Annotated in this window: 16 protein-coding genes and 1 other annotated feature; of the genes, 3 read left to right on the top strand and 13 right to left on the bottom strand. The window is 54.5% G+C overall.

From position 1 onward, the window contains the following. Nucleotides 1-69 precede the first annotated feature (69 nt). Nucleotides 70-312, bottom strand: a binding site (T-box leader). A gap of 173 nt (nucleotides 313-485) precedes the next feature. Continuing rightward, nucleotides 486-2,348, top strand: a complete 1,863-nt coding sequence (locus WIH05_RS02425; RefSeq protein WP_022274467.1) for an AAA family ATPase — start codon at nucleotides 486-488, stop codon at nucleotides 2,346-2,348. Between the two features lie 18 nt (nucleotides 2,349-2,366). Here WIH05_RS02425 and WIH05_RS02420 read toward each other — a convergent pair whose 3' ends face one another. Together WIH05_RS02420 and WIH05_RS02415 are read right to left on the bottom strand one after the other, a co-directional pair. Next, nucleotides 2,367-3,566, bottom strand: a complete 1,200-nt coding sequence (locus WIH05_RS02420) for a hypothetical protein (RefSeq protein ID WP_337424922.1) — start codon at nucleotides 3,564-3,566, stop codon at nucleotides 2,367-2,369. Between the two features lie 149 nt (nucleotides 3,567-3,715). After that, nucleotides 3,716-5,146, bottom strand: a complete 1,431-nt coding sequence (locus tag WIH05_RS02415; protein ID WP_022274466.1) for an amino acid permease — start codon at nucleotides 5,144-5,146, stop codon at nucleotides 3,716-3,718. A 381-nt stretch (nucleotides 5,147-5,527) separates the two neighbouring features. Between WIH05_RS02415 and WIH05_RS02410 the strand changes: the two genes are divergently transcribed. Beyond that, nucleotides 5,528-7,243, top strand: a complete 1,716-nt coding sequence (locus WIH05_RS02410; RefSeq protein ID WP_022274465.1) for a carbon starvation CstA family protein — start codon at nucleotides 5,528-5,530, stop codon at nucleotides 7,241-7,243. A 134-nt stretch (nucleotides 7,244-7,377) separates the two neighbouring features. On the opposite strand, the gene WIH05_RS02405 is transcribed toward WIH05_RS02410, so the two are convergent. The 3 genes from WIH05_RS02405 to WIH05_RS02395 form a co-directional block, all read right to left on the bottom strand. After that, nucleotides 7,378-8,124 carry a 3-oxoacyl-ACP reductase family protein gene (locus WIH05_RS02405; protein ID WP_022274464.1) on the bottom strand — a complete coding sequence of 249 codons (747 nt, stop codon included), beginning with the start codon at nucleotides 8,122-8,124 and terminating at the stop codon, nucleotides 7,378-7,380. A gap of 119 nt (nucleotides 8,125-8,243) precedes the next feature. Next, entirely contained in the window at nucleotides 8,244-8,840 is a 597-nt protein-coding gene (locus WIH05_RS02400) for an NUDIX hydrolase (protein ID WP_022274463.1), read from the bottom strand. Nucleotides 8,841-8,852: 12 nt separating this feature from the next. Next, on the bottom strand, nucleotides 8,853-9,680 hold the full coding sequence (locus WIH05_RS02395) for an RNA methyltransferase (RefSeq protein ID WP_158359041.1): 828 nt from the start codon (nucleotides 9,678-9,680) through the stop codon (nucleotides 8,853-8,855). A 296-nt stretch (nucleotides 9,681-9,976) separates the two neighbouring features. Here WIH05_RS02395 and WIH05_RS02390 point away from each other — a divergent pair, with 296 nt between their 5' ends. Beyond that, a complete protein-coding gene (locus WIH05_RS02390; protein ID WP_022274462.1) occupies nucleotides 9,977-10,426 on the top strand; it encodes an Hsp20/alpha crystallin family protein in 450 nt (149 codons plus the stop codon). A gap of 110 nt (nucleotides 10,427-10,536) precedes the next feature. On the opposite strand, the gene WIH05_RS02385 is transcribed toward WIH05_RS02390, so the two are convergent. The 8 genes from WIH05_RS02385 to WIH05_RS02350 form a co-directional block, all read right to left on the bottom strand. Next, entirely contained in the window at nucleotides 10,537-11,574 is a 1,038-nt protein-coding gene (locus WIH05_RS02385) for an aldo/keto reductase (RefSeq protein ID WP_022274461.1), read from the bottom strand. Between the two features lie 35 nt (nucleotides 11,575-11,609). Beyond that, on the bottom strand, nucleotides 11,610-11,810 hold the full coding sequence (locus WIH05_RS02380; protein WP_022274460.1) for a hypothetical protein: 201 nt from the start codon (nucleotides 11,808-11,810) through the stop codon (nucleotides 11,610-11,612). Then, entirely contained in the window at nucleotides 11,767-12,483 is a 717-nt protein-coding gene (locus WIH05_RS02375) for a GntR family transcriptional regulator (protein WP_022274459.1), read from the bottom strand. Before WIH05_RS02375 ends, WIH05_RS02380 begins: the two co-directional genes overlap by 44 nt. A 13-nt stretch (nucleotides 12,484-12,496) precedes the next feature. Beyond that, a complete protein-coding gene (gene ispE, locus WIH05_RS02370) occupies nucleotides 12,497-13,393 on the bottom strand; it encodes a 4-(cytidine 5'-diphospho)-2-C-methyl-D-erythritol kinase (RefSeq protein WP_158359046.1) in 897 nt (298 codons plus the stop codon). A gap of 113 nt (nucleotides 13,394-13,506) precedes the next feature. Next, nucleotides 13,507-14,211: a GNAT family N-acetyltransferase gene (locus WIH05_RS02365; protein WP_022274678.1), complete on the bottom strand. Its 705-nt coding sequence runs from the start codon at nucleotides 14,209-14,211 to the stop codon at nucleotides 13,507-13,509. A gap of 16 nt (nucleotides 14,212-14,227) precedes the next feature. Next, nucleotides 14,228-14,746: a peptidylprolyl isomerase gene (locus WIH05_RS02360; RefSeq protein ID WP_022274679.1), complete on the bottom strand. Its 519-nt coding sequence runs from the start codon at nucleotides 14,744-14,746 to the stop codon at nucleotides 14,228-14,230. Nucleotides 14,747-14,846: 100 nt separating this feature from the next. Beyond that, nucleotides 14,847-15,626, bottom strand: a complete 780-nt coding sequence (locus tag WIH05_RS02355) for an SIMPL domain-containing protein (RefSeq protein ID WP_337424920.1) — start codon at nucleotides 15,624-15,626, stop codon at nucleotides 14,847-14,849. 431 nt (nucleotides 15,627-16,057) lie between these two features. Further along, entirely contained in the window at nucleotides 16,058-17,428 is a 1,371-nt protein-coding gene (locus WIH05_RS02350) for an amino acid carrier protein (RefSeq protein WP_022274680.1), read from the bottom strand. Between the last annotated feature and the right edge of the window lie 79 nt (nucleotides 17,429-17,507).

Genomic DNA, 17,507 nt, shown 5'->3' with positions numbered 1-17,507 from the left:
TCCTCGCGGAACGTTTTTATGTCATGGAACCCATGTTCCTATAACACAAAAACCGCCTCAAGCCCTTTCGCTTGAGACGGTTATAATCGTTTATAATCGCGGTACCACTCAAATTGACATAAATGTCCACTTTCAATGCACTACCATGCATCCCTCATTGATAACGGGTTTGGTTCCCGGCAGCTCCTACTCTTTTCATTTCAGGCCGCCCTCGAAAGTCCATTCAGCGATCCCTTCCATACTGCAATCCCACCGCCTGCAGCTCTCTGTGATATCAGAAGAAGGCTTACTCCTCTTTCTCATCGGTTTCTCTTATTTCTGTGTCTGTATTCTATGCCACTTTAAAGCAAATGTCAACCCTTTTTTTGATTTTTTCCAAATTATCTGGCAGACTGCCCCACGACGCAGACGTTTTCTATTGCCATGGGCCTCCGGCTGGATTATACTAGGGGCAAAAGGAAGAACTTTTACAGGGAGGGCGGAGCATGCAGCTGACTTATCTTCACATCCACAATTTCAAGTCCATCCGGGACATGGAGATCCGGGACATTGACCGGGCCCTGATCCTGGTGGGAAAGAATAATACAGGGAAGACCTCGATCCTGGACGCAGTCTGCGCCGTCTGCGGCTGCTACCAGGTCCAGGAGACCGATTTTAACGAAAGGGAACAGGCCATCCGCATCGACGCCTCCTTTTCCATCAGCGGCGAGGATCTGGCCCTGTTCCACCGTATGGGCATCGTCAGCCAGTACCGGCGGTACGAGGTGTGGAGGCGGGTCTTCGGCGAACGGCTTCCCTCCTTCTCCCAGGGAGAGCTTTGCTTTACCTTCCATGTAAATAAAGACGGAAAGGTCCGCTACGAAGATATTTCCCGGAAAAACAATCCCTATATCCCCATGATCCTCCCCAGGATCTACCGGATCACTGCCGACCGGGACTTAAGACAGCTCCAGAACGACCTTCTCATGTTCCAGGAAGACCGGCAGCTTAGAAAGCTCCGCTCCGGCTCCTGTATCTTCGATCCTGCCAAGGCCTGCAGCCACTGCTTCCGCTGTATCGGCCTCATCGACCAGAAAAAGCCTGCGGAGCTTTCCGCCGTGGAGACTGCCAGGCTCCTGGAATATAAGATCTATCAGCTGAATTTCAGCAGCTTTTCCAAAAAGCTCAGTGAAAACTTCCTAAAAAACGGCGGCTATGAAGAGATCCGCTGCTCCATAAACTGTGACACAGACCAGATGTTTTCCGTTACGGTCACAGCCTGCAATGAAAAAAGGGGGACAGAGACTCCGGTGGAATACCTGGGCAAAGGCATGCGGAGCATCTATATGCTGTCTCTCCTGGAAACGTATGTGGCCGAGCCGGACCGGATCCCCAGCATCATCCTGGTGGAGGACCCGGAGATCTTTCTCCATCCCCAGCTCCAGAAAATGTGCTGTGAGATCCTGTACCGCCTTTCCTTAAAAAACCAGGTGATCTTCCAGACCCATTCGCCGGATCTTCTGTTTAATTTCACGGCCCGCCAGATCCGCCAGGTGGTCCTGGACGACGACATGTATTCCGTGATCCGGGAAAAGACCGATCTGGGCCGGATCCTGGACGATCTGGGCTACGGGGCCAGCGATCTGATGAACGTGAGCTTCGTTTTTATTGTGGAAGGAAAGCAGGATAAGTCCCGGCTTCCCCTGCTGCTGGAAAACTACTACTCTGAGATCCGGGACCAGGAGGGACGGCTCTCCCGCATTTCCATCATCACCACCAACAGCTGTACCAACATCAAGACCTACGCCAATTTAAAATATATGAACCAGGTCTATATCCGGGACCAGTTCCTGATGATCCGGGACGGGGATGGAAAGGATCCGGAGGAGCTGGCGGGGCAACTCTGCCGGTATTATGACGCGCGGAATGCCGAGGACGTGGACCGGCTCCCCAGAGTCACCAGAAGGAACGTGCTGATCCTGAAATATTATTCCTTTGAAAACTACTTCTTTAACCCGGAGATCATGGCACAGTTGGGCATTGTGGAGAGCCAGGAAGCCTTTTACGAGACCCTGTACAAAAAATGGCGGGAATATCTCCACCGGCTCACCAGCGGCCAGAAGCTCATAAAGGCCCTGGGCCGGGACTTCACTTCCCCGGAGGATATGAAGGACCATATGGAGGAGATCCGCATCCATCTGCGGGGCCACAACCTGTACGATATCTTTTACGGCCCCTTCCGGTCCCGGGAGCAGGAGATCTTAAAGGCCTACATCCGCCTGGCTCCCAGAGATGATTTTAAGGATATCTTAGACGCCATCGACAGCTTTCCATACTTTGACAGCAGAAAGAGCGGGAAACAGCACTGACTGTTCCCCGCCCTTCTTTTATAAAAGCTTCACTTCCAGATCCTCCACCCGCTGCTCATAAAACCGCATCCGCCATTCCACCGGCTTTCCCGGTTCAAAATACAGGGAGGAAAAGGTGCCGCACGGCTCTCCCTTCCCCGCCATGAAAATGGCGGTGGGCCCGTCGGCTCCGCCGATGATCCCGATGGCGCTGGCTCCTGCCATGACGCACGCATCATCCTTCGCCTCCGGAAGGAACCGGTCCTCCGGCTCCCTGGGCAGGATCCTCCGGGGACGGTCGCCGCCGCAGTCCCGGATCTGCAGCTCTCTCCTGGAAATCTCTGGGCTTACGGCGTAGGTCATGGCCGTCAGGTGGGTGGGATACTCCCACTCCCCCATACGCCGGAAAAGCCTCCGTCTCTCTTCCTGTTCCATATCCTCCGGCGCTTCAAAGGCCTTCCGGTCCATCTCCTCCTCCTGGTATTCCAGGACCGTCAGCACATGACGCTCTCCTGTGGAGGGATGGATAAAGGGGATCTGGTCTCCCGGCCCCCGGACTGTAAAGCGGATGCCTGGAATACAGACCCGGTCCCGCTTCATGGTAAGGCTCAGGGACCGGAGCTTTGGCGGCCGCTTTGTAGCCCAGGAAAAGCTCCAGCGGTTCATGGACCAGGCCTTCGCCGGATCCAGTCCGTAATGCTCCAGGAGCCTCCGCTCCTCTTCATACGGGTCTGCCGCCGGGTACTCCTCCACCGGATCCCCGTCATTATCCAGTTCCGGATATTCTTCTGCCGGCCCATCGTTCAGAGCCCCGGCATCCATTTCCCGGCAGGATTCCGGGAGCCAGCAGAGCCCGTTTCCCTCCACTCCCCGAAGCTTCCTTCCGTTCAGTACGATCTCCGGCTGGAAGCCCGTTTCCAGAGGACTTTCCTGCTGGATCCGCTCCTGCTCCTCCTCCGTCAGCCTGTCCTCCTCCAGATCCCGGTACCGTTCTAAAAAGGCCTTCACCCGTTCCGGGTCGATCTCCGCAAAGATATCTGCCACCAGCCCCTTTCCGCACTGGTACACCGCCGGAACATGCCAGATCTCCTTCCCCCAGGAAAACGTCTTTCCCACCGGGATCTCGATCCCCCGGCGGCCCCTCTGGCCGTAAAAGCCCCCTTCAAAGGTCACCTTCCAGTCTCTGTCCCCGGTCTGCTCTTTTCCACACGCCTTCCGGTCATCCTTCTGTATATCCACAGGCTCCCCTCCTTTTTCTGACTGCCGCAGCTGTTTCCATGGACCCTATTTTATCATATCTATCCCCAAAAATATATAGGAAAAACCGGCAGCCAGTCCAGGATGGGCCAGCTGCCGGATACGCACAATACAAGTTATTTTATTTCCAGTTAAGCGTTTGTTTTTTCTCTCTTCTTGATCTCCGGAAGGATCAGTCCCAGAGCAGTAAGAACGAAGGGAGTGATCACGTTTAAGGCTGTGGAGGCCATATCGCCTTCCACATACATACCAAGGAGACAGCATGCAGCCGTTACGAAGAAGCACCATACGCCTGCGGTCAGAGCGATGCCCTGGTTCTTCACGAAGCGGTACTCCGGATGGAACTTGCCGGCAGCCTTTCTTAAGGCAATGTAAGCGGCAAATACCCACAGGTAACGGAGCGGCATGGTTACGGAGTTCAGCTTATTTAACTGTGTTAATACAGCAGCTGCGCCCGGTACGAAGGACTGGATCAGGATGATACTTCCGGAAAGAGCCACAACCATCCAGATACCGTTGATGTATGCGCCCTTGTCGTTCTTCTTTAACAGCTTGGTGGGAACGAACTGTCTTGCATCCTCGTTGTCAAGAAGCATACGAAGCGGAGCGTCGATACTTAAAACAAGAGTGGAGAACTGTCCGATGGCGTTGCAGGCTGCGTAGATGATCAGCAGAGCGTTGCCTACGCCGTAGTACTCACCTAACTTCTGGAATGCCCAGTAGGAGCCGTTGGAAACGTAGGAGTTGAAGCTTTCCTTGCTCTCGTTGATGATGGTCGGATCGAACATCTTGCCCATGGCGATGGTTCCCAGGATCGCACATACCATGACCATAACGGCCAGAGCGATCATACCCTTCGGGAATCCCTTGGACGGATCCTTTACCTTATTTACATACGGGGAGATCTTCTCACATCCGCCCACTGCGAATACCAGGATGGACAGGGAAGTGAAGTAACCCACGTTGAACTTCGGGATCAGCGCCTCTTTGGTGAATTCCATTGTCACATACTCTGCGTTGGGATTGATCACCGGAGCGGCAAACATCATAAGGATGTACAGGATGGACATTACGAACATACTGGTTCCGGCAATGGTAGCCAGCTTCTTAAGCGGGTTTAAGCCGCGGCTTGCTACCCAGCTGAAGAACAGGAGAACTGCCAGAGTCGCTAACTGTACAGCAATGGTCGGGAATGTATCGTAGGTAGTTCCGTTCTGGAATACCATCCAGCTTAAAGCCTTTAATCCGCCGCTGCCCTTACTTGCGATATAAGTAACGTGGCATGCCCAGTAGGTCCAGCCGGCATAATATGCAAATTTCGGGCTGATGGTTTCGTGGATCCAGGAGCTTACGCCGCCGCCGGAGTTCTTGAAAGCGGAGCCCAGCTCACCAACCATGAGCGCGTAGGGAACAAAGTAAAGGGCAAACATCATTACCCAGCTGAAGATAACCTGGATACCGTTAAAGTATACGAAGCCATTCAGAACGTTTCCGAATCCCCAAACTGTGGAAAACGCCATAAAGGCTAAGGTATACCAGGTCATTTTCTTAGAATTTTCCATTGTGTAACCTTCCTTTTCTTTTTTGTATTTGTGCAACGAAATGCATTATAGCACAGTTCTTGTTAAATTCCAAACGAATTTGTTAAAATTTTATATACTTGAATATTATGCACAAAAAACCAAAAATTATTCTATGATTTATATGGATTCTGCGGACTGGTTTTTTCTTTTGTTATTACTATTCCCTTTGGTTATATCTAGTATATTTATACATTATATCTTTTTTATAAACATTATTAAATTTATATAAATTTCCAACAGTTTTTCATCATTTTACCATAAAAACGACGATTTTCTCATGTTCTTCACCAGATTTATTGACTTTATCTCTTTACAGGATTATAGTATGTACTTATAAATACTAACAAGGAGAGAATAATTATGAACACACTTGTAATCGTCCTCATCTCCGCGATCTGCCTGGCCTCCGCCTATGTGCTGTATGGCCGCTTTCTTGCAAAGAAATGGGGCATCGACCCGAAAGCCAAAACACCGGCAGTCGTTCACGCGGACGGACAGGACTACGTCCCCACAGACGGCTGGACCGTTTTCAGCCATCAGTTTTCCTCCATCGCCGGAGCCGGCCCTGTGACCGGAGCCATCCAGGCGGCCGTTTTCGGATGGGTCCCCGTTCTTTTATGGATCCTCATTGGCGGCGTCTTCTTTGGAGCCGTCACAGACTTCGGTGCTCTTTATGTGAGCGTAAAAAATGATGGTAAGTCCATGGGACTTCTGATCGAAAAATACATCGGCAGGCTGGGCCGGAAGCTGTTCCTGGTATTCTGCTGGCTCTTCACCTGGCTGGTGATCGCAGCCTTTGCCGACATGGTGGCCGGGACCTTCAATGCCTACCAGACCGTGGACGGCGTGACCAGCCTGTCCGCAGCGGCAAAGACCAACGGCGCAGCCGGGACCATTTCCTTATTATTTATCGCCTTCGCCATGCTGTTCGGCGTATTGCAGACACGCCTCCATTTTACCGGCTGGAAGGAGACGATCCTGGGCCTTGCCTGCACCGTGGCTGCCCTGGCTCTTGGAATGATGGCCCCCATCACCGCCGGAAAAGAGGCCTGGACCTACATTACCTTTATTTATATCTTTTTTGCAGCAGTCCTTCCCATGTGGCTTTTAAAGCAGCCCCGTGACATCATGACCACCTATATGTTCATCGGCATGATCGCCGGAGCCGTGCTGGGGCTTTTCGTGGCCCATCCGTCCATGAACCTGCCCATGTACACCGGCTTCCATAATGAAAAGCTGGGAGACATGTTCCCGATCCTGTTCGTCACCGTTGCCTGCGGAGCTGTTTCCGGCTTCCACAGCCTGGTATCCTCCGGCACGTCCTCAAAGACCGTGGCCAACGAAAAGGATATGTTAAAGGTGGGCTACGGAGCCATGGTCCTGGAAAGCCTTTTAGCCGTACTGGCCCTCTGTGTGGCAGGCGCTGCCGCCGGAGCCGACGGAACTCCCGCTGCTGGAACTCCGTTCCAGATCTTCTCAAGCGGCGTGGCAGGCTTCTTCCAGATGTTCGGCGTTCCCATGTACATTGCCCAGTGCTTCATGACCATGTGTGTTTCCGCCCTGGCCCTCACAAGCCTGGACGCCGTTGCCAGGATCGGCCGTATGAGCTTACAGGAGCTGTTCTCTGTGGATGACATGGAGCACGCCGAAGGCTGGAGAAAGTTCATCTGCAACAAATACGTTTCCACCCTGCTGACCCTGTTCTTCGGCTTTGTCCTGACCCGGATCGGATATTCCAACATCTGGCCGCTGTTCGGATCTGCCAACCAGTTATTATCTGCCCTGGTCCTGGTGACCCTGTGCGTATTCATGAAGGTCACTGGCCGCAGCAACAAGATGCTGTTCCCGCCGCTGGCCATCATGCTCTGCGTCACCACCACTGCCCTGGTACAGAGGACCAAAGCGCTGGTAACTGCCTTTGCCTCCGGCTCCGCCACCTTCATGGTGGAGGGACTCCAGCTGATCATCGCCATCCTTTTAATGCTCTTAGGCCTGATCATCGTCGTAAACTCCCTGCGGGCCTACTTCGCCTCCAGGCATAATTCCGAAAAGACGGCTCCCGCTGCCGCTTCATAACTATACATAAAAGAAGCCCGCTTTCGGGCTTCTCCGCCTGCGGCGGGCCGCATTTGCAGCGAAAAAAAGCCGGTTCCGGCTCTGGAAACCACAGATCAGGGTTTCCGGACCGGGACCGGCCTTTTTTATTTTGCTTATGATCTTGCCATTCCGTCCACGCTTAAGACCACGCCTGTGATGTAGGACGCTTCCTCTGAGGCCAGGAACACGAAGGCGTTGGCAATGTCCTCGGGCTTGCCCAGACGGCGCAGGGGGATCTGCCGCACCAGCGGATCCATCACCTCTTTTGGCACCGCCTTCATCATATCCGTCTCCGTGATCCCCGGGGCCACCGCGTTGACGCGGATCCCCCTGGGGCCCAGCTCCCGGGCCAGGGATACTGTAAGTCCGTTGACGGCAAACTTAGAGGTGGGGTATGCCAGACCGCTGGCCTGGCCGGAAATACTGACCATGGACGAGGTGGAAAGGATCACTCCGCTTCCCTTGGCGATCATACATTCGCTGGCCGCCCGGGTGGCTGTGAAGATCCCCTTCACGTTCAGATCCATGACACGGTCGTATGTCTCTTCCGTGTATTCCGTAAAGGGCGTGCTTTCGGAGACTCCTGCATTGTTCACCAGGATATCCACGCAGCCGTATTTTTCTGTTACCTTCTTAAATTCCTTCCGTACCGATTCCAGGCTGGAAAGGTTGGGACTGATCCCGTCCACCACGGAATCCGGATACAGCTCCTTTAAGCGGGCTGCGCTTTTCTTCGCATTCTCCTCGGAGCTGGCTGTGATAATGACCTTGGCGCCCTCCTGTAAAAATCTTTCTGCTGTGGCAAAGCCGATCCCGCGGCTTCCGCCGGTTATGATAGCAACCTTATCCTTTAATCTCATATATCCGCCCTCCCTGGGTTGATGTTTTTCTTTATGTTCTTATCATAACCGTTTTTCTGGAAATTTTCCGTGATCTTGTCACAAAGCTGAAATTTTTCCAGGCGTTCCCTCTTAATCGTTCATTCCGGAATCGCCAGCTTTCCATTCCTCAGGCTCTGGGCCTTCTTGCATAATTTGGAGTAGATCCGTTCCACAAACCATTTTTCCGTGGATCTTCTTTCGATTTCTTCCACACCGATCCACCCGATCTCACTGTTTTCGTCCTCCTTGATCCGCAGCGGAAGCTCTGGGTCCGCCTCCAGCAGATAGGTCACGTTCAGATGCAGATGCGACGGCACATAGCTTCCCCGTTTTTCGTGGCCGTCAACCGTAAGGATCTCCAGGGAGAAAATATCCTCTGTCACGAACCGGACGGATTCCAGCCCGCTTTCCTCCCGGATCTCCTTCAGCGCCACCGCCTTCAGATCGGCGTCCCCGTCTGCATGGCCCCCAAGCCATGCCCACGACTGGTAAAGATTGTGGTATGCCATCAGGACCTTTTTCCGGTCCCTGTCCATGATCCATGCAGAGACCGTGATATGGGCGTTCCGGTTGTCCCTGGTCAGGATATTGTCTGCCTGTTCCATCTGCCGCAGGATCTCCTTCTTATCCTCCCGTTCCTGTTCATTGAAGGGCTCATAACGACGGATCTCCTCTCTCAGCTCCATTTCGGTCATCGCCCCACCTCCTTATCTTTTCCCCAGCTCCCAGAAGGCCACGGCTGACGCCGCCGCCACATTGAGAGAATCCACCCCGTGGGCCATGGGGATCATCACCGTATAGTCGCAGTCTGCAATGGTCTCCGCCGCCAGACCGTCTCCCTCGGTCCCCAGCACCACCGCCAGCCGCTCCTCTGCCAGGAGGGCCGGATCGCCGATGCTCACCGAATCTTTTTTTAAGGCCATGGCGGCCGTCTTAAACCCCAGCTCCCTTAAGACCTCCATCCCCCTCTCCGGCCACGGACACTGCTGCCGGTCAAAAAAAGTCCAGGGCACCTGGAACACTGTGCCCATGCTGACCCGTGCGGCCCGCCGGTACAGGGGATCGCTGCATCCCGGCGTCAGGAGCACCGCGTCCATGCCCAGGGCGGCCGCAGACCGGAAAATGGCCCCCACATTGGTGGGATTCATGACGTTTTCCAGGACCGCCACCCGTCTGGCCCCAGCGCAGAGGGAAGCCGCATCCGGCAGCCTCCGCCGCCGCATGGCGCAGAGGACGCCCCTGGTCAGCTGAAAACCCGTAAGCTCCGTAAGGATCCTGGCCTCTGCCGTATAGACGGGGATACCGCCGCACCGGGAGACCACCTCTCTGGCTTCTCCCTCCACATGCTCCGGCTCCATTAAAAGGGACACCGGCTCATATCCGGCATCCAGGGCCCGGCTGATGACCTTGGGGCTTTCAGCAATAAAAAGGCCCGTATCCGGTTCGTAATAGTGAAGCAGCTGGCCCTCAGAGAGCCTGGCATAAATGTCCAGCTCCGGAGCCGACAGATCTGTGATCTCTCTTATATCTGGCATAATCGGTCCTCCTCTTTTCTTATGGAAATATTATACGGTCCCGGAAGCGGGATGTCAAATGCCTGAAGGATCACGGGCCGTCATGGTCAGCTGACTTCATACTTTTTTCACAAAATAATTAGCACTCACCTCTTGACAGTGCTAATAATGCGTGATATATTACAGATAGAACAAAGGAGACGAAATAGAAAACAGAAAAAGGACTTCAAATGTCTGGTCTGGTTCCTGCCTCCTCCGGTTCCAGAAACTTATTTGTGACCAGCAGTAAATTGACATATAGAATGGAGGAATGATTTATGCTGATGCCCAGTATCTTTGGTGAAAACTTATTTGATGAAATGATGGATTCCTTTAACGATGAATTCTTTGGAAAACGCAGTCCGCTGTACGGAAAGAACGCCTCCAGAGTCATGAAGACCGATATTAAAGAAGCGGATGGCCGGTATGTGATCGACATTGATCTTCCGGGCTTTAAGAAGGATGAGATCCATGCTGAGTTAAAGGACGGCTGTCTGACCATAAGCGCCTCCAAGGGCCTGGATAAGGACGAAAAGGATAAGGAAGGCCGCTATATCCGCCGTGAACGGTACGCCGGAGCCATGAGCCGGAGCTTCTACGTGGGTGAGAACGTAAAGCAGGAGGATATCACAGCCAGATTTGAAAACGGGATCCTTTCCCTGTCTGTTCCCAAAGAGGAGGAGCAGAAGAAGGTGGAAACACCCAATTACATCGCCATTGAAGGATGATGAAGGGCGGAAAGCCCAGAGGGCCGCTGCAGACTGGCAGCGGCCCTCTTTCTATATGACCAGGAGCCGGAAAAGGCTGTTCCCAGCGTTTTTCCCGGCTCTCTGCCTGTTTAGAAGTTGGTGGGAGTCATGACCTTCCCGGCCAGGACCTCCTCATAGTCCTTCAGGTTCCTCTGTAAAAGCTCCGGCGTATTGAGGCCATAGGGACATTTGCTCATGCACTGGTTACAGTGGAGGCAGTCCTTGATCTTCATCATCTTTGCCTGGCCCTCGGGGGACAGATGGCCTTCGGACGGAGAACGGCGCAGCAGCAGGGACATCCGGGCGCAGTTATTGATCTCGATCCCCACCGGACACGGCATACAGTAGCCGCAGCCCCGGCAGAAGCTTCCGTACAGTTGTTTTCTGTCCGCCTCGATGAGAGCCCGGATCTCGTCGTTCATCACCGGCGGATGTTCCATATAGCTTAAAAATTCATCCAGCTCATTCTCCCTCTGGACGCCCCAGATGGGAAGCACGTTGTCGTACTGGTCCTCAAAGGCATAGGCGGCGGCAGAGTTGGTGATCAGTCCGCCGGACAGGGCCTTCATGGCGATGAAGCCGATGTTGTTCTTCTTACAGTCCTCCACCAGCTCCACATCCTTTTCGCTGCACAGATAGCAGAACGGGAACTGGAGGGTATCATAAAGGCCGCTGTCAATGGCCTCATGAGCCACAGCCAGCCGGTGGTTGGTGATGCCGATGAAACGGATCTTTCCCTGCTCCCTGGCCTTTAAGGCCGCCTCATAAAGGCCGCTTTCATCCCCCGGCCTCGGGCAGAAGGACGGGTTATGGAACTGGTACACGTCCACATGATCCGTTTTAAGGAGTGTCAGGCTGGTCTCCAGGTCCTTCCAGAATTCCTCTGCGTTCTGGGCTGCGGTCTTGGTGGTGATGTAGATATGGTTCCGGATATCACTCATGGCATAGCCGATCTTCTCCTCACTGTCAGAGTAAGCCCTGGCTGTATCAAACAGCGTGATGCCGCCGTCATATGCCTTCCTTAAGAGCTTTGCGGCCTCATCCCTTGTGATCCTCTGGATCGGCAGCGCACCGAACCCGTTCTTGCTGACTGTGATCCCTGTTCTTCCCAGTGTTACTGTCTTCATTTTCCCATACCCCTTTCTTTTCCTTTGCCTGCGGACTAAGACTGGCAGCGCTCCTGGTCCAGCATGGCCTTTAAGGCCTCGTCGCTGTCATCGATCCAGACGTCTTCCTCGTCTGCGCTAAGCCCCAGAAACTGTGCCAGCGTCCGCTCGTCGTCGCTGTTATTCCATATCTCAATGTAATCGTCGATCTCCTCAAACCGGATTTCTCCGGCCAGATACTTTTCTTTGAACGTCATTTTCCTGCTCCTTCAGGTTCTTCAGGATGGTGATCTCCTGATTATCAATATGCTCCCGGATCGCGATCTTCGCCTCGTGGACATGGCGCAGGCTCAGGGCCTTTAGGATCTGGTCATGCTCCACCAGGAGAATATGCCGCTTGTCCTCATCCTTGATATATTCCAGGCGGTAGCGGTACATCTGCTCCCGCAGGTTGTTTAGGATCTGCACCAGCTTTTCATTTTTTGTACTGCCGTAAATGATCTCATGATACCTTTCATCGGTCTGGGCGATCCGCATGGCGTCTCCCTCCCGGATGGCCTGGGCAAACAATTCCTGTGTTTTTTTCAGCTCCTCCAGCTCGTCCTCCGTCATCCTCTGGCAGGCCAGATCCACCGCCAGCTCCTCCAGGGTCCGGCGCACCTCCAGCACGTCCCGCAGATTGTTTTCAGAGATCCTGGCCACCTCGGCTCCCTTCCGGGGGATCATAAGGACCAGGCCCTCCAGCTCCAGCTTCCGGATCGCCTCCCGGATCGGAGTCCTGCTGACGCCTAAGCGCTCCGCCAGCTGGATCTCCATGAGCCGCTCTCCCGGCTCCAGCTCTCCCTTTAGGATCGCCTGGCGCAGCGTCTTGAACACCACATCCCGCAGGGGCAGATATTCATCCATCTTCACATCAAAGTTGCTTGTCATTGGCCTTCTCCTTCTATCTGGCTGGTTTTTTGTTAAAAAATCTGGTCAAATAGACCTGTCGGGTCAACCGTCCGTTGTCTGTCTCTCTGAGGATCCCGCAGACCGCGTCTGCCTCTTCCCTGTCCTTAAAGATCCCAAATACCGTGGGGCCGCTGCCGCTCATGAGCGCCCCCTCCGCCCCGTGCTCCAGCATGATCCGCTTAATGGCGCCGATCTCCGGATGATCCGGGATCGTGACCGTTTCCAGCACATTTCCCAGACGGGCTGTAACGCCGTCCAGGCTGCCTGCCCGGATGGCCGCCGCCATACCGTCGATATCCGGGTGGGCCTCCGGTCCCAGGGCATCCACCCGCAGCTTTTCATATACCGCCTTTGTGGACACGGAGATCTGGGGCTTTGCCAGCACCACATGGCACTGAGGAGCTGGGGGAAGCTCCGTAAGGATCTCCCCGATCCCCTCCGACAGGGCGGTCCCTCTAAGGATACAGTAGGGGATATCCGCTCCCAGCTTCACTCCCCGCCGCATCAGCTCTTTTTTTCCAAGGCCCAGGCCGAACAGCCGGTTCATGCCCACCAGGACTGCCGCCGCGTCGGTGCTCCCTCCCGCCATACCGGCGGCCACGGGAATGCATTTCCGGATCTTTATATCCACGCCCTCTGACAGGCCGAATTCATCCATTAAAAGCTTTGCGGCCCTCCAGGCCAGGTTCCCCTCTCCGTCCGGCACATAGGGAAGGTTCGTTTCCGTGCGGATCCCCGGTTCCTTTGTCTTCTCCATCACGATCCGGTCATGGAGGTGTACGGTCTGCATGATCATCCGCACCTCATGATAGCCGTCCTCCCGTTTTCTCACCACATCCAGACCCAGATTGATCTTTCCATAGGCCTTTAATTCCAAACGATCCAGCATTTCCATCACCCGCTTGTATTTTTTCTGTTTCTTGTATACAATAATCAGTATACCGGATAAAGCCCTTATTTGACAAGAGCTTTCCATATAAAATTTATATCTGGCCCAACGGCTTATTTTTCCCGGAAGCCCAGCTTTTCTGCCAGGACCAGGGAGGGGACGTTTTCCTTCCGGATCCGCACCAGGAACCGGTCCGCCTCCAGCTCCCGGCGGCCATATTCCAGGATCCCGGCACAGCTTTCCAGTCCATAGCCCCGGCGGCGGTATGCGGGGAAAATATGGTAGCCCAGCTCCAGGACCACCTCTCCGTCCCCGGCGTTCTCCCGGCCGTTAAAAAGCTCCAGCTTCACCAGCTCCCGTTCTTCCTTCCCGTCCTCCTCCGGCACCTTAAGCCCCGCCACGCCGATCAGATCCCCTGTCTCCTTTTCCACCAGGGCCCAGAAGCCGAACTCATAAAATGTATACTGGTGCTTCGTATACGCCTCCAGCTCCTCCACAGAGCCGAAGCCGCGGCCCACCTGGTTGGCCCACACCTCGTCAAAATCATCGCCGGTCATCTCCCGCACCAGGAGCCGCCTGGTCTCGCAGATCCTCCAGGGAAGTCCCAGATGGCGTCTTGCAGCCCGCTCCAGAAATTCCTCCGTCACGTCCGAAAGCGCTTCCACCGCATAGGGAGCCGCCGTTCCCCGTCCCTCGCCGCTCCATAATCCAACAATGGCTCCTCCAGCCGCCCTGGCGGCCAGAAGAGCCTCGTTTTCATCGGAGATCAGAACCGGGATCTCTTTCCCGTTCACTGCTGCATATCGGATCTCCCTCATAAATATTACTCCCGGATCAGCATTTTTCCGGTTCCGGATACGTTTCCCCAAAGGTTTCAGCCGTAATGGATTTGATCTTCTGCTCCTTCATGGGACGGTCGCTGTAATCGGTGCGGACCTCGGCGATCGTATTGACCACGTCCATTCCCTCGATCACCTGGCCGAAAGCCGCGTACTCTCCGTTTAAGTACGGAGCCGCTTCATGCATGATGAAGAACTGGGAACCGGCAGAGTTAGGGTTCATAGCCCTGGCCATGGATAAAACGCCCGGCGTATGGGCCAGATCGTTCTGGAAGCCGTTGTGGGAAAACTCGCCCTTGATGCAGTAGCCCGGGCCGCCCATGCCGTTGCCGTCGGGGCAGCCTCCCTGGATCATAAAGCCCTTGATGACCCGGTGGAAGATCAGGCCGTTATAAAAGCCCTTGTTCACCAGGCTTAAAAAGTTGTTGACTGTATTGGGAGCCACCTCCGGGTAAAGCTCTGCCTTTATGATGTCTCCGTTCATCATTTCGATGGTAACTACTGGATTTTTCATTGACAATCTCCTTTTCCTGTAATAAAACCGGGGATGCCATGAAGACATCCCCCATTTCTATCTGATATTATACAGGACACGCTGCCGGATGTCCATACCTTTATTGCTTTGGAAGCAGGGCAAACTCGATGCGGATGCTGGCTGTCACCTCCATCTCGCCCGGCATGACGCCCATATCCACGACCGCCTCTTCTGCGGCTCCGGCCCCTGGCGCGCTCTTCATGGACATATTGGAGGTCACATACCGGCCCTCCTGGCGGTCTCCGTATTCCTCAATGTTTATAACGTATCCCAGCTCCTGGCCGCTGGCCTCTGCCAGGACAGATGCCCGGGTCTTTGCCAGCTCCACTGCCCGTGCCAGAGCGTCGGCGTAGGCCTCGTCATAGGTGCTGGAATAGTAGGAAATGGACTGGATCTCATTGGCTCCGGCCGCCACTCCCTGGCTCAGCAGGCTCCCAACCTGGTCCAGGGCCACATCCGATACCTCCACCTGGGTCCGCATCTCATAGCCCACCAGCTTTCTCGTATTCCCGCTCCAGTCATACATGGGGTTCAGGGAAAAGTCCGAGGTGGCAATGGACGTTTCTGCCACTCCCTGGCCCTTTAAATATTCCAGAAGCCCGTTGAGCTTTTCCGCATTGGCCTGCTGGCATTTTTCTGCGTCCGCATCCTCCGTGGCGATCCCATAGACGATCCGGGCCATGTCCGGCGCTACCTTTACCGTTTCCGACGTGCTTAAGGAGATCTTCCTATCCTCCTCCAGGTTCTGCACCTGGATCACATCCGGAACCGTGGCCTTCACCTCCGTGGCGCAGCCCGAAAGCAGGACGCTTCCCGCCGCAATACAGCCCGCCGCGATCAGAGCAACTCTTTTTTTCATAACAGCTTCCTCCTTTTCTGATAAAACAGAAATGCAGTCTCTCCTCTTTACAGCCCTATTTTACCAGAAAAACCTTTCATCCCCGGGACTTTTCTCTTACGTTTTTTTGAATGAAGTTTTAATTATCCACTACCGTTCATAAAATGTTCAAATTCTTTTCAAAATTCTTTTACACAATACACATGATTTCTTCATCTTTACAGGATATCATATAACCATAAACAGATAAACATCCGATGCGATGCTGCTTATAAGATTTTTTTCATAATACTCGGGCTGATAGAAAATATCAGCTCTCCTCCCTTTTTCAAATAATCATTTTGTTGAAAAAAGCACCTGGCGGGGTGCTTTTTTCATGTCTTTTTCTTTCTGCTCCGGCCCGCCGGAGCCCTCTTCTCCTGCCGGATCCCTTCCATACCGCCAGACGGCAGTCAGAGCTCCTTCCCGGCCCGCCCCGGAGAGCCCACCTTCCCGGATAACAGCACCAGCGCCGCCAGGTTCGGCACTGCCATACATCCGTTGAGCACGTCCGAAACCTCCCAGACCAGCTCCATGGGGCCAAGGCTTCCAAGGAATACGGCGGCCAGATATCCGGCCGTATAGATCCGGACCAGATCTTTTCCGACCGCCTCCCCCAGGTACGAGGCCGCCTGCCGCCCCATATAATACCAGGCGATGATGGTGGCAAAGGCAAACAGGGCCACGCACATGGACACTGTATATCCGCCCAGGTTCCCCAGGCCCCTGGAAAAGCAGATCCCTGTCAGCTCTGCCCCGTTTCCGGAAAAGGCCGGAAGCTCTCCGCCCATGGCACAGAGGATCACCACCGCCGTAAGGGTGCAGCTCACGACCGTGTCAAAGAACACCTCAAAGATCGCCCACTGGCCCTGGACGCCTGGATCGCCTTCTGCTGCCCCGTTGAGGACCGCCAGGCTTCCCAGTCCCGCCTCGTTGGAAAAAACGCCCCGGGCGATCCCGTACTGGACGCTTTTGCTGGCCAGGAGCCCCACCGCGCCTCCGGCGGCACTCCGGAACGAAAACGCATCCTGGAAGATCATCCCAAAGGCAGAGGGAATATTTTCCCGGAACAAAAACAGCACCGCCGCCGAAGCCGCCATATAGATCCCTGCCGACACCGGGACCATCTTTTCCGCGGCTCCCGCTATGGCCACGGCTCCCCCGGCCATGATCCTTCCGCTTAAAAGCACCAGAAGGCCCCCAATGAGGACCGGCGGCATGGAAAAAGAGAACTCAAGGGTCTCAGAAATTGCATTGGCCTGGACCATGCTGCCCATACCAAAGGAGGCCGCCGCGCAGAGCCCGGCGTAAAGAAGCCCGGCCCACCGGCAGCCAAGGCCCCGTTCCATATAGAGCATGGGGCCGGCCACCCAGCCTCCGCTCCGGTCCCTCTTCCGGTAACGGATCCCCAGCACCGTTTCACCATAGGCCGTGGCCATGCCCAGAAAGGCAGATACCCACATCCAGAATATGGCCCCCGGCCCTCCTGATAAAAGGGCCGTGGCCACCCCGGCTATGTTCCCTGTACCGATGGTAGCTGCCAGGGCCGTACACGCCGACTGGAACGGCGACATTCCCCCGGCCGCATCCCCGCCCTGCATGTTTTCCTCATTGGTCCCTGTCTTTTCCGGAGTTTTCCACAGGCTCCCGGCCGTATTTTTCCACCACCGGGGGAAACCCCAAAACACAAAACCTCTTAACCGGATCGTATAAAGGATCCCCACAGCCAGGAATAAAACCAGCATCCCCGGCCCCCAGACCATCGTATGGATCCAATGGATCATTCCAACCTCCTGCTGCGACTTTTCTCATTATGTTTTATTCCAATTTACCGTAAGATATGATATACTGATGGTATGATGC

This window comes from Alitiscatomonas sp. (assembly GCF_037242085.1).
Taxonomy (GTDB): Bacteria; Bacillota; Clostridia; order Lachnospirales; family Lachnospiraceae; genus Alitiscatomonas; species Alitiscatomonas aceti.
Note: the sequence above shows the minus strand (reverse complement) of the source record. Positions and strands in the feature narration are given on the sequence as shown.